This is a genomic window from Paenibacillus sp. FSL E2-0178, assembly GCF_038593005.1.
Classification (GTDB): Bacteria; Bacillota; Bacilli; order Paenibacillales; family Paenibacillaceae; genus Paenibacillus_AQ; species Paenibacillus_AQ phytohabitans.
In genome coordinates this window covers 5,956,878-5,969,709 of record NZ_CP151953.1, presented here as the reverse complement: position 1 = coordinate 5,969,709, position 12,832 = coordinate 5,956,878, and the positions used below count along the sequence as shown (strand labels likewise).

At 54.1% G+C, this 12,832-nt stretch carries 9 protein-coding genes; 5 read left to right on the top strand and 4 right to left on the bottom strand.

Annotated elements, in window-relative coordinates; all coding sequences use genetic code 11:
* The first annotated feature begins 88 nt into the window (after positions 1–88).
* On the top strand, positions 89–1,204 hold the full coding sequence (locus tag MHI42_RS26070; RefSeq protein WP_342421086.1) for a M23 family metallopeptidase: 1,116 nt from the start codon (positions 89–91) through the stop codon (positions 1,202–1,204).
* 24 nt (positions 1,205–1,228) lie between these two features.
* Here the strand turns inward: MHI42_RS26070 and MHI42_RS26065 are convergent, their stop codons facing one another.
* The gene (locus MHI42_RS26065) at positions 1,229–2,929 is read right to left on the bottom strand and encodes an alpha amylase N-terminal ig-like domain-containing protein (protein WP_342421085.1); all 1,701 of its coding nucleotides are present in this window, start codon (positions 2,927–2,929) and stop codon (positions 1,229–1,231) included.
* Between the two features lie 118 nt (positions 2,930–3,047).
* Between MHI42_RS26065 and MHI42_RS26060 the strand changes: the two genes are divergently transcribed.
* Positions 3,048–4,064, top strand: coding sequence for a LacI family DNA-binding transcriptional regulator (locus MHI42_RS26060; RefSeq protein WP_342421084.1), 1,017 nt, complete (start codon positions 3,048–3,050; stop codon positions 4,062–4,064).
* Positions 4,065–4,295: 231 nt separating this feature from the next.
* Here the strand turns inward: MHI42_RS26060 and MHI42_RS26055 are convergent, their stop codons facing one another.
* The 3 genes from MHI42_RS26055 to MHI42_RS26045 all read right to left on the bottom strand — a co-directional run bounded on the left by MHI42_RS26055 (position 4,296) and on the right by MHI42_RS26045 (position 6,233).
* Positions 4,296–4,964 (bottom strand): alpha/beta fold hydrolase, encoded by a 669-nt coding sequence (locus MHI42_RS26055; RefSeq protein WP_342421083.1) that lies wholly within the window; start codon positions 4,962–4,964, stop codon positions 4,296–4,298.
* Positions 4,965–5,076: 112 nt separating this feature from the next.
* On the bottom strand, positions 5,077–5,655 hold the full coding sequence (locus MHI42_RS26050; protein ID WP_342421082.1) for a hypothetical protein: 579 nt from the start codon (positions 5,653–5,655) through the stop codon (positions 5,077–5,079).
* Between the two features lie 41 nt (positions 5,656–5,696).
* Complete coding sequence (locus MHI42_RS26045; RefSeq protein ID WP_171720140.1) at positions 5,697–6,233, bottom strand: hypothetical protein; 537 nt, start codon at positions 6,231–6,233, stop codon at positions 5,697–5,699.
* A gap of 274 nt (positions 6,234–6,507) precedes the next feature.
* Here MHI42_RS26045 and MHI42_RS26040 point away from each other — a divergent pair, with 274 nt between their 5' ends.
* The 3 genes from MHI42_RS26040 (at position 6,508) to MHI42_RS26030 (ending at position 12,822) form a co-directional block, all read left to right on the top strand.
* Positions 6,508–8,910: a DUF6385 domain-containing protein gene (locus MHI42_RS26040; protein ID WP_342421081.1), complete on the top strand. Its 2,403-nt coding sequence runs from the start codon at positions 6,508–6,510 to the stop codon at positions 8,908–8,910.
* A 163-nt stretch (positions 8,911–9,073) separates the two neighbouring features.
* On the top strand, positions 9,074–11,140 hold the full coding sequence (locus MHI42_RS26035) for a glycosyltransferase (protein ID WP_342421080.1): 2,067 nt from the start codon (positions 9,074–9,076) through the stop codon (positions 11,138–11,140).
* Complete coding sequence (locus tag MHI42_RS26030; RefSeq protein WP_342421079.1) at positions 11,137–12,822, top strand: glycosyltransferase; 1,686 nt, start codon at positions 11,137–11,139, stop codon at positions 12,820–12,822. The genes MHI42_RS26035 and MHI42_RS26030 overlap by 4 nt, the downstream gene beginning before the upstream one ends.
* Positions 12,823–12,832: the final 10 nt, after the last annotated feature.

The following is a 12,832-nucleotide window of genomic DNA, read 5'->3' as shown; positions in this document are numbered from 1 at the left end:
GCTTCAATCTAAAGAAAAGCACCTGCAAGGTGCCATTTCATGAGGATGTATAGATGACTAAGCGTCCGGAACACAGGAGGTTGAGATTATGCCTGCCCTATTCAGAAGTTATAACACCCGGAGAACCCTTATATGCATGTCGGCAGCCGCCTTGCTCTGGGGCAGCAGCCCTGCTATGAGTACCCCAGCCCACGCTGCCCGTTATCATGAGCTTCCGGAGCTGACGTCCAGCGGTCCCGTAGCCGCAGACAGCAAGGAAGCCGCCGCCGCTGCCCGCAAAGGGCTCTATGAACAGATGAGTGCAGCAACCGGAATTCCCTGGTTCCGGTTCGCTGCGATTGATCAATATGAACGGTCTGTCGCCAAAAAGAAAAAAAGCCCTGCGGCGTCAGAAGCAGACTCCGCAGCAGCTCCGGCCCGGCTCACCGGTATCTCCATCCCGGCACCCGTATGGTCCGGACCCCTAAACCCTAATCAGGAGGATAAATTCCCGGAATCCATCACCTTCTTCGGCGGCTTCGGCCGTGACGGCACGGGAGACGGCATTGCCGATCCCGGGAATGATATTGACGTGCTCTATAGCATGGCAGAGCATCTGCTTAAGTACGGCAGATCGTCCAGCGACTTCAGCATCGGCATCTGGGAGTATTACCATAACGGCCGCGCAGCTCAGCGGATAGCCCAGTTCGCCAAGCTGTATGAGCATTTCGGGCGGCTTGACTTGTCAGGCAGCGCCTTCCCGCTGCCCATAGGTACGAACTACGCCTACCGCAGCACCTGGGGAACAGGCCGGAGCTGGGGCGGGGCACGCGTCCACGAAGGGACGGATTTGTTCGCACCGCATGGCTTGACCGTCCGCAGCACCTGCTTCGGAGTGGTGGAGACCAAGGGCTGGAACCGTTACGGCGGCTGGCGGATCGGCATTCGGGATATCGAGAACCGCTACCATTATTACGCGCATTTGATGGGTTATGAGAAGTCCTTATCCCGGGGGGATATTGTGATCCCAGGCCAGACCATCGGCTGGGTGGGCAGCTCCGGATACGGCAGTCCGGGCACCCAGGGCAAATTCCCGCCCCATCTGCATTACGGGATCTACCGTGACCGCGGAATTACCGAATGGGCCTTCGATCCCTATCCGCTGCTCAAACAGTGGGAGAACCAGGAATTCCGGCAGCTCAAAAAAAACAAAAACAAGAAATGAGCCTCTGCTTCATGCAGTCTTCATTTAATGAAGCATCAGACAGCCAAACGGCTCAATCTCCACTAGCATCCGCTTATCGGTGCGGATGGTGAGTCCGCTCAACAGATCAACCAGCACCGTTTTGTCCGGGCGGTAATTGCACAGCTCAAGCTGGTATGCATTAGGAGAATTATTGATAATAAGGCCCATCCGGTCCTGTTCACTGCGCCGCACATAACCTAGGACATTGCGGGGCTCGTCTGTAAACCACGGGCGGAATCCGCCTGTCCGCAGCACTTCATGTTCTTTTCGCAGAGAGATCAGCTGTTTGTACCATTCCTGCAGCAGGATATTCTGATCCTGAGCTTCCCAGATCATTGGCTGCCGGCAGTGGGGATCCGTAGCCCCTTCCATTCCAACTTCATCGCCGTAATAAATCATGGGCAGACCTAAATAGGTCATCTGGAAAAATACAGCCAGCTTCATCCGGCTTAAGCTTGTGGATTCCCGGTCCCAGCCCCTGCCTCCCTGCTTGCAGGCAGTCAGAAAACGTAAGGTATCGTGGCTTCCCAGCAGCTGGAACATAGCTGAATTAGCCTGATCATTGTAGAGGGCTTCCTGGTGCAGCACCTGCTCCATGAATCGGACCGGTCCCGCAGATTGTCCGGCAAAAAACTCCAGCACCGCATCCCGCAGCACGTAGTTCATCCCGCCGTCGAACTGGTCTCCCCGGAGCCACGGTCCGGAAGCATGCATAATCTCACCAATCAGCAGGAGGTCGGGGAACTCGGCCTTCAACTCCCGGCGGAACCGCGGCCAAAAGGCCGGGGACACTTCATTGGCCACATCCAGCCTCCAGCCGTCGATTCCCGCCTCCCGTACCCAATACTTGGCTACCTCCATCATATAATCGGCTACATCCGGATGATCCATATTCAGCTTCGGCATGCTGGCTTCCGCTTTGGCGAAGGTCTCATAGCTGGGAACCGGCGCCTGGCGTACAGGGAAAGAACGGATATAGAACCAGTCTTTATACGGTGATGCCTCTCCCCGCTCCAACACATCCTTGAAGGCAAAGAACGTATCCCCGGCATGATTGAATACCGCATCGAGCAGAACCTTCATCCCGTATCGGTGTGCTGTATCAACCAGCATTTTCAGATCCTCCATCGTCCCAAAGCCCGGGTCCACCTTGTAATAATCGGATGTATTGTATTTATGCTCTGAAGGCGATTCGAAGATCGGAGTCATATAAATGGCGGTCACACCCAGCCCGTGCAAATAGGGGATTTTGTCTGCAATGCCTTGTAACGTCCCCTGGTTGTAGCTGCTGGGATAAATCTGATAAACAATCGCATCTGCAGTCCAGGAAGGCAGCAGGGTTGCCTGCGGACGGTGAATATATGCATATTGAAAAGCCCCTGCCTGCTCCCGGTTCTCCGATATTCCCCTCTCTCCATACCATACATTTTCCCCTGCAGGATTCTTGATATGGAACTGGTACCGGCATTTGCCGGTCTCCGTCCGGAGTACCGCCTCATGAATGTCATAGGCCCCGGCAGAACCGGTCCGCTCCATCTCCTGCGGAAGCTCGCTGCCGGGTGAATCGTAGCGGTCGGAATGGATAACGGTACAGCAGAGCGACTGTCCGCTCTGCACAAATAAACGCAATTTAAGGGTGCCGGGACCTGCCGGGAAAGCGAAAGGGTCCTCGGCCGTATGGTACAGAAACAAATGCTTGGACATCAGGTTCAGTCTCCTTTGGTACTGCATAGAGTAGCTTGCACAATCTGTGTTATTATGGCAGGTAGAACGAGTTCACTGTCATGGAATACAAATACCGTTATGACCGAGAGGGATCGCTATGAAAGTTACGATTAAGGATATTGCCCAGGCGGCAGGAGTTGCCAAATCCACCGTATCCAAGGTAATGAATGACTCTCCCAAAATATCCGAGGAAACGAAAACCCGGGTCAGGGATATTATTAAGCAGATGAACTATACTCCCAGCAGTATTGCCACCGGACTTGCCAGACAAAGCAGTAATACGGTCGCAATCCTGATCGATATGTCTAAGGAAAGCGAATTTCTGAATCAGTTCTTTTATAACATCATCGGCGGGGTGGAGAGCGTCATCGGACCTCTGAAATATGAGCTGACCATTGCCAACATTCAGCATGATCAGGCTGAGGGGCATTTCCTGCACAGACTGGTGCTGAATAAGCGGGTGGACGGTATCATTGCCAACACTTCAGTGCTGACTCCTGAGCTATGCGCAGAGCTTAACAGGCTGGAGTTCCCCTATATCTCGATCGGTGAAATTAATCCTCCCGGGACATGGGTCGATTGTGACAATGAGCTTGGAGGAACTGTGCTGACTGGACATCTGCTGGAGCAGGGGTATTCCTCTATTGCTTTTATTGGCGGAGAACAGAACGAGCCTCTGTTCCTGCGCCGTATTGCCGGTTATAGGACCACACTTCAGCAGGCGGGTCTTCCGGTGCGCAGCGACCGGATTATCAACGGCAGAGCAGCCGAAGAGGATGGCTATGACGCGGCTATGCAGCTGCTGCAAAGCGCAGAACCGCCCGATGCTATTGTCTGCATGAGTAACTTCTCTGCTTTTGGAGTGCTCCAGGCTGCCCGGGAACTGAAGGTTCAGATTCCGGCGCAGCTGGGCATCGCCACGTTCGATGAATACCCGCTGTCTCCCTATACCACACCTCCGCTAACTTCACTCAATATGGATACCTTCCAGCTTGGGGTCTCCGCAGGACGGTTATTAATGGACAAGCTTGGCACCACGGTCACTACTGAGAGCGGACAGCTGCTGGAGCCGGTGCTGATTCCAAGGTTGTCTTCCCTGCGAAGCAGTAAGTAGCCTGCGGACAGAATAGATTAAATGAGGCAATTCGTCCGAATGAATTACCCGGACTGGAGTTGGCTGGGCTATAACGGCCCCATCCACGGGAAACCGGTTTCCCTAAATTGAAATTAACACGCGCTATAGGCAATGTCAATGTGAAATCATACAATAAGAACTGCATGCCGAAGAGCCCTTTCCACTGAATTGTGAAAAGGGGCTCTTCGGCTTGTCCGTTTACCTTCCCTATTAATGACCGGAGCTGCGGATAAACTGCAGCACTTCCCTCATCATCGCCGGGCTCTCCTCGCTGTGGCAGACCATATGCCCGCTCTTTTCCATAATCAGCACCTGCTTGCGGCCGGAGGGGATGGTCTGCTCCAGATAGCCTGCGCTTTTGAATTTCACCAGATGATCGCGCTTGCCCTGCACAATGAGGGTTGGCAGATCCATCTGCGGATAGATCTCAAAGCTCTCGCGGACCAGACGCTGAAATTCTCTTGTGGCCTTCGCGGGAGTGGAGCCCCATTTACGGATGTAATTCCTGATCATCTCCGGCTGCCCCAGCGTCCGCAGGATCTGGACCGGATTCAGCGGAAACACAGGGGTGGACAGCAAAGTCAGTGATTTGATCCTGGCCTTATATTGAACCGATAGATGGGAAGCAATCAGCGCCCCTGTAGAAAAACCTATCAGATGTACGCCCTCTGTCCGGGTCAGCAATGTACTCAGCTCATCCTCGGCGCTTTGCCGCCAACCCTGGCGGTCCGACTGGAGCAGATCACTCCGGCTGCCCCCGTGTCCTTGTAACGTGAACGTTCTGGACAGGCAATCATGCTCTCCGAGATACTGGGACAATGGAGCAATCTCATATTCGCCTCCGGTGAAGCCGTGTATTAACAGGCAGCTATCCATCATGTATCCTCATTTCACACCTTATTAATATCCATTTATAGAAAAATAAACCTTAACAGAGCCGAAGTCAAGGTTTACTCCCTGTTCCTGCTATAGACCGACTGCATAACAGCGGTTATCTCTCCCACCAGGTCATACTCAACGCGGAGATAATGGTTCCGACCGCAGCACTTGAGGAGGTTACATTGATGCTGAGTGCATTGTTAGGCGGAACAATGATACTTCCGGTAAAAGCCGGAGTAAATACTCCCGGCGCTAATTGATAAGTGGCTAATACGCTTCCTCCGGTGATTGCCGCGGTAGAGGACTGAACCGTCATGGCACTGGCCGCCGGGCTGCCCAGATTATTATTCACCGGAGTTACAGTAGCAGGCGAAGTGATTGTCCCTCCTCTAACAATGGTAAAGGTTCCTGAGATGGAGGTCAGCAGCGAGGTCCCGCCGATACTGCCGCTTACGCGGGATAAATACAAGGTTCTGCCGCTGCCGGCCGGATTATTGATGCGCACTGTGATGATGGCAGAAGCAAGTCCCAGGACAATCGTTGCTGAGTTCGAAGCATTCGCCGAGAATAAAACGGCAGACTGGGAAGCGCTTATCTCCGGCGGTGCGCTAATGTCCGGTGCCCGAAAGGTATTCGTCATCTCTACATAGACCGGCTGGTCATTATCATTAATTACATAATTATTAGGCATGATCCGCTCCCTCCCGTTCTGGCTCTGATCTGATTCTGGTTCTAGTTCTCCCACCAGCTGATGTTCCCGGTAGCCGCTGTACTGCCAGATGCAATTGTAATGCTTATCGTAAGCGAGCTGCCGGGGGGCAGAATTATTCTTCCGTCCAAATCAAGAATCACCGGACCTGTGGCCAGCAGCAGCGACATTAACGTTGCCGGACTTCCGGTGGGTGCCGCCGTTGCTGTCCGTGCAGTCGTCACACTGGTGACGGCGCTGCCGAAGTTATAGTTGACCGGGGTTACGATAGATCCCCCGACTGTTGCATTGCGCAGCAGTGTTAAGGTTACCGCTGCTGTCCCGGTGCTCGCGATTACGCGCGAAATATACACCGTACGTCCGCTGCCGCCCGGGTTGGATACCTGCATCACAAGCGGAGCTGCAGTAGTAACTGTGGAAGCAAAGGAAAATCCGAACAATAAGCCTGACATGGCGGCTCCCGCCTCAGGCAGGGTATCAATACCGGGAGCAATATAGGTGTTGACCTGCTCTGTATACAGCGGCTGGCTGTTCTGGTTGAATACAGCATCATTGGGCATAGCTTTACCCTCCCTCGTTCTAGCATATTCTCATAGTATGCAAGGACGTCTGGCAGGTTGTTCGGTAATATGCGTATTTTTGCACCCGCAACCCAGTCATCCTCTTAAATTCTCCATATAGTAATATCACACCATTCGAATGGTCCAGCTTAAACGTACAGGCTTCACCCTGTTCCACCCGCCAGCTTATATATGCTTGAGACCCAGACGACGGTTTGGGTTTTTTCATGAGTAAGCAGACGATATCCATTCTATGAAGAAAGGATGAATAACTTTGCCGAATTTCAGTTCATTTCAAGCCAATCCGGACAATCTGCGCACGCTTATTTTCGGCCGGGACCCTTCGACTCTGATTGACCGCCCACTGACAACGGATGCCAGCGGAAATCTGACCACCGTTATCTTAAACGGAACCATCTCCAGCGTGCTCGGGGCTACGATTACTGCTGGTACATTAACATCTGCCGGTACGGTTACTAACATCCTTGCCGGTACGATTACCAGCGTGCTTGGAGCGACCATTACTGCTGGTACATTATCGTCAGCTGGTACGGTTACTAACATCCTTGCCGGTACGATTACTAGCGTGCTCGGGGCTACGATTACTGCTGGTACGTTGTCTTCGGCTGGTACAGTTACTAACCTGTTGGATGGTACGATTACTAGCGTGCTCGGCGCTACCATTACTGCTGGTACATTATCATCGGCTGGTACAATTACCAACATCCTCGCCGGTACGATCACTAGCGTGCTCGGGGCTACAATTACTGCTGGTACGTTAACCAACCTGCTGGACGGTACGATCACTAGCGTGCTCGGCGCTACCATTACTGCCGGTACATTATCATCCGCTGGTACGGTTACTAACATCCTTGCCGGTACCATTACCAGCGTGCTTGGCGCTACGATTACTGCTGGTACATTGTCTTCGGCTGGTACGGTTACTAACCTGCTGGACGGTACGATCACTAGCGTGCTCGGTGCTACGATTACTGCTGGTACATTGTCATCCGCCGGTACGGTTACTAACCTGCTCGATGGTACGATTACTAGTGTGCTTGGCGCTACCATCACTGCTGGTACATTGTCTTCGGCTGGTACGGTTACCAATCTGTTAGATGGTACGATCACTAGCGTGCTTGGCGCTACGATTACTGCTGGTACGTTAACCAACCTGCTGGACGGTACGATCACTAGCGTGCTCGGGGCTACGATTACTGCCGGTACATTATCGTCGGCCGGTACAATTACCAACATCCTCGCCGGTACGATCACTAGCGTGCTCGGCGCTACCATTACTGCCGGTACGTTAACCAACCTGCTGGACGGTACGATCACTAGCGTGCTCGGCGCTACCATTACTGCTGGTACATTATCATCGGCTGGTACAATTACCAACATCCTCGCCGGTACGATCACTAGCGTGCTCGGGGCTACCATTACTGCTGGTACATTATCATCCGCTGGTACGGTTACTAACCTGCTCGATGGTACGATCACCAGCGTGCTTGGCGCTACGATCACTGCTGGTACATTATCATCCGCTGGTACGGTTACTAACCTGCTCGATGGTACGATCACCAGCGTGCTCGGGGCTACGATTACTGCTGGTACATTGTCATCCGCTGGTACGGTTACTAACCTGCTCGACGGTACGATTACTAGTGTGCTTGGCGCTACGATTACTGCTGGTACGTTAACCAACCTGCTGGACGGTACGATTACCAGCGTGCTCGGCGCTACGATCACTGCTGGTACATTGTCATCCGCTGGTACGGTTACTAACCTGCTCGACGGTACCATCACTAGCGTGCTTGGCGCTACAATCACTGCTGGTACATTGTCATCCGCTGGTACGGTTACTAACCTGCTCGACGGTACGATTACTAGCGTGCTCGGCGCTACCATTACTGCTGGTACATTATCATCCGCTGGTACGGTTACTAACCTGCTCGATGGTACGATCACCAGCGTGCTCGGGGCTACGGTCACTGCAGGTACGTTGTCTTCGGCTGGTACGGTTACTAACATCCTCGCCGGTACAATCACCAGTGTGCTTGGTGCTACCATCACTGCCGGTACATTATCATCCGCTGGTACAATTACCAACATCCTAGCCGGTACTATCACCAGTGTGCTTGGTGCTACCATCACTGCCGGTACATTGTCTTCAGCTGGTACAATTACCAACATCCTCGCCGGTACGATTACTAGCGTGCTCGGGGCTACGATTACTGCCGGTACATTGTCGTCCGCTGGTACGGTTACTAACATCCTCGCCGGTACGATTACTAGTGTGCTCGGGGCTACAATTACTGCCGGTACGCTGAGCAGCGTAACCTCGATTTCACAACGCAGCTTTATTGAGCTGGCTACAACCGGAATTGCAACTTCAGATACCTACACGCCTTTGCCGGCCAATACTACCAGCGTACTGGGCACCTATTCTTACTTCATTGTGAATACCGGAGCCAATCCGGTGAATACCCGTGTTGAGATCAGCGCGGACGGAACTAACTATTTCGTGGATACTACAGGCGACAATCCGCTGCCGGCTGGTTCGGTTGACGTCATCGTGCCTGCACGGTTCCTGAAATACACCCGCCTCTCCTATCAATCCTCTACGCCGGGTGCGGCTTCTACGCTTAATGTCATTTTTGATGCACAAGGAACGTAAAAGAAATGCCCGTCATATGATGCAGAAGCAAAGAGTGCATGGATATCCATGTACTCTTTCCTGTGCAGCATTCTGCTTCTACATAAGACGGCAAAACGCGACCCTGTGCCTCAACCAGCAATAAGCAGTACCGAATGATATGGCCCGCCAAGGAGGAACAATCGTGAATAAACCTGCCAAACCCACGCTTGGAGTGCAGCTGATTGTCAAAAATGAAGCCGAGCTCCTGCCCCGCTGTCTTGCCAGTCTGAATGGTTCCGATGAAATCATCGTTACCGATACCGGCTCTTCAGATCAAACGATGGACATTGCCCGGGCTTATGGGGCTGACGTATATGCGGTCGGGTGGAGTAATGATTTCTCGGCAGCACGCAATACCGGATTGTCCTGCGCGAATACCGACTGGATACTGGTGCTGGATGCGGATGAAGTACTGCAGACTTCCATAGAGTCAATCAAGGACATCCTTCAAGGCAGCACAGCCGAAGCTTATACAGTGCGCATAGAGAACTGGCTGGGGAGTAATCCGGAGGACCGTCTGTATCACAGCAATGTGCGGTTATTCCGCAATGGACAGGGCTATCTTTTCAGCGGAAGAATTCATGAAAGTGTAGATCCCTCTATCTTAAAAATACATGGAGCCGCCGCAATCGGAACCAGCAGCATAGAGATCATTCACCTCGGCTACCTGCCCTCCATTATGAGCGCCAAAAATAAAATCAGCCGCAACGAACAGCTGCTGCGCCTTGCGCTGGAAGAAGAGCCGGACGATGCCTTTTACAGCTATAATCTGGCGGTCACCTGCTGTCAGGACGGGCGGCTGAAGGAAGCCGAAGAACTGCTGCGCCATACGCTTGGCCATGCTCCGCTTCAGGTCTCCTACCGTCCGTCCATGATTCGTGATCTATGCAAAATCTATCTGGCCACCGGTAAAGTAAAAGCGCTCGACAGCCTCCTGACACGCGAGCTTACGCGTTATGGCGATTATCCCGACTTACATTATATTCAGGGCCAGTCCTGGGAGAGCCAGGGGCTTCCTGATCGTGCGTATCAGTCTTACCAGCATGCAGTGGACACTTCCTCCGCCGCTGCTCCGCACAGAGCTTATGTCAGTGAACAAGGCATGGACAGCTTCCGCCCGCTGCACCGCATGGGGGTCATCTCACAGCAGCTTGGCAAGCAGGAGGAGGCCGCCCGTCTGTTCCACCGTTCACTGCAGCATCATTCGCTGTATCTCCCGGCGATGCAGGGTATCGCCTCTGCCTTCCAGCAGCTGGAGGTGCCGGATGAGGACATCGCCGGGCTGCTAATGCAGCTGTCCGGTACCGGGCAGAGCGCAGCAAGAGGCGCAATTATCCGCACTTTATATGAGCTTGGCGCTTATAAGGTAATTGCTGAGCTGCCGCCAGAGCTTTTTCCGCTGGAGACAGATACTGTGCTGCTTATCCTCTCTTCCTGGGTCAGCACCGGGAAATATCATGCGTTCAGCAGGACTGCAGCCAAGCTGCGGGCACAACCCTTGTTGCTGTCTCCCGGGGAATTGGATACAGAGACTATGCGGCAGCTATGGCTCCTTGAAGCGGTCTGTACGTGGGAGCTTGGCGAGAAGCTCCAGCAGGAGAAATGGTTGCAATCACCTGCGGAGCTGCGCTCCGGATTGCTTTTTATCGATACACAGCTGTCGTCAGAAGCAGTCCTACCGCAAGCAGCCGTTGCCGATTCCAGCCACTCTACGCTCATTACCGAGGTAATCCGGCTCGCTGTGAAGCTGGAGCTTGTGACACTGGGTAAGCTGCTTGTGGAGCGTTTTCCTGCTTATACAGGCGATCTGGCGGAGGCGCTCTATGAAGAAGGCTGGCGGGCGGAGGCGGGGGAGCTGTTCATCCGTCTGGTCAGCAGCAAAGAAGCGCGGGGCTCGACACTGCGGTATCTCGGAGAGATGCTGGCGGATAAAGGGCATTATGCCGAAGCAGCGGACTGGTACCGGCTTTCGCTCGAAGGAGCTCCCAGGGATGAGGCAGCCAGTGCCGGATTGGCGCTCTGTTATCTGCATTTGGCGGAGCTGGGGCTTGGAGAAGTTGCAAACAGCTTCAAGGGGGAGAAGGCCCACGGGCCTCTTCAGGAGGATCGGGCAGCGATTGCCCATTCCATCGAGGTGCTGAACCGCACGCCCTGGCATACGGCTTGGAATTACAAACAGCGGCAGAGAGGAGCAGACCTGAGCTTATGAAAAAAACACCGCGCAAACCGCTGATCTCCTTATGCATGATCGTCAAAAATGAAGCCGACACTTTGGCACGCTGTCTGCAGAGTGTCCGCGGTGTTGCCGATGAAATTATAATTGTGGATACAGGCAGCACCGACTCCACGGTTTCCATCGCCCGCAGCTTCGGTGCCCGGATCATCCCGTTCCCCTGGACCGGGGATTTCGCGTCCGCACGCAATGCTGGTCTGGCCGGGGCGCGTGGAAGCTGGATTCTGGTGCTGGATGCGGATGAAGAACTGGAGCCCGGGAGTAAAAAAGAATTGCTGGTGTGCGCGGAGCATACGGAGTATGAGGCGTTTTTTGTGCGGATTCATAACCATAAGGGGACGGACCGCGCCTCGCAGACCATTACGGTCAATCCGATTCTCCGCATGTTTAAGCGCTGCCCGAACTATCGTTTCAGCGGAATTATTCATGAGCAGATTGCCGCTGTGATTGTGCAGGAAACCCCGGCGGCCGCGATGCATATGAGCACCGTTGTGGTTCATCATTACGGGTATGCCGACGGGGTTGTGGAGAAGAAAGATAAAATCAGCCGCAATATCGGGCTGCTTAAGGAACAGCTGAGGCTGAATCCGGGGGATGCTTTTCATCATTTCAATATGGCGGTAGAATATATGCGGCTGGGCGATTACGGGCATGCCCTTGAGCATATCCTGACCTCGCTGGACCATGTGGAGCCGGATACGAGCTATATTCATCTGCTGTATAAATACGAAATCCGCTGCCTGGCTGTAACAGGTGATCTCCCGGGTGCGCTGGAGGCTTGTGAACGGGGCCTTGCCCTCTTCCCGGACTATCCCGATCTTCATCATATAAAAGGGGCTTTGCTGCTGCAGGTGTCGGCTTTTGCCGAGGCCAAAGCTGCGCTGGGCCGGGCGCTGGACATCGGAGCTTCGCCTCCCGCCTACCATACGGAATCCGGTCTCGGCACTTACCTTACCCGAACTCTTCTGGGGCAGGCATGCCAGCAGATCGGCGAGGATAATGAAGCGATAGCCTGTTACACCAGGGCGGCTCAGCTCCATCCGGAGCCCTTGCCGCTGGTCACCCGGCTAGTGCGGCTGTTCAAATGCGCCGGGCGTGAGCTTGAGATCAAGGGCTGGCTGGCCGAGCATTTGCCCGTCATCCTGGCGGAGCAGCGCCCGGAGCTTGTGCGGCTGCTGGTAACGGACGGTTGTTATGCGGCGGCGGCTGATGTGTTGGGCGGCGGGGTGAATGAGGATGCTGCAGGAGAGCAGGTCGTTCGGGAGTTTGGTGAGGGAGAGCTTGCTGCGGGGGAAACAGTTGCGCGGGAGGTTGGTGCAAATGAACGTAGTTCGGGGGCGCATGCTGAGAAAGGGCAAGATTACGCTGGAGAACCGGAGGCAGCATCTGCCGATTCTCTGATTCGGCTGCTTCAGCGGGCGGAAGCCATTCCCGCAGCAGAGCTGACGTACGGCGATATCGCAGCGCTGCTTCAGCATCCTGCGATTGCCCGAACAACAGGCGGGACAATGTCCGCCTCCGAATCTGCGGCTTCAGCGGTACAGCCCTGGATATCCCTCGCTGACAAGGTACTGGCTACGCTGGAGGCTTCATCCGGCTTTTCCCCGGCGGCCGCAAGAGCACGTCTCGCACTTCCGCTTCCCAGACCCGCTGATTAGGAAGGAGCTT

Coding starts and splice junctions, on each gene's coding strand:
- MHI42_RS26070 (WP_342421086.1), top strand. CDS start 89: ATGCCTGCCCTATTCAGAAGTTATAACACCCGGAGAACCCTTATATGC.
- MHI42_RS26065 (WP_342421085.1), bottom strand. CDS start 2,929: ATGTCCAAGCATTTGTTTCTGTACCATACGGCCGAGGACCCTTTCGCT.
- MHI42_RS26060 (WP_342421084.1), top strand. CDS start 3,048: ATGAAAGTTACGATTAAGGATATTGCCCAGGCGGCAGGAGTTGCCAAA.
- MHI42_RS26055 (WP_342421083.1), bottom strand. CDS start 4,964: ATGATGGATAGCTGCCTGTTAATACACGGCTTCACCGGAGGCGAATAT.
- MHI42_RS26050 (WP_342421082.1), bottom strand. CDS start 5,655: ATGCCTAATAATTATGTAATTAATGATAATGACCAGCCGGTCTATGTA.
- MHI42_RS26045 (WP_171720140.1), bottom strand. CDS start 6,233: ATGCCCAATGATGCTGTATTCAACCAGAACAGCCAGCCGCTGTATACA.
- MHI42_RS26030 (WP_342421079.1), top strand. CDS start 11,137: ATGAAAAAAACACCGCGCAAACCGCTGATCTCCTTATGCATGATCGTC.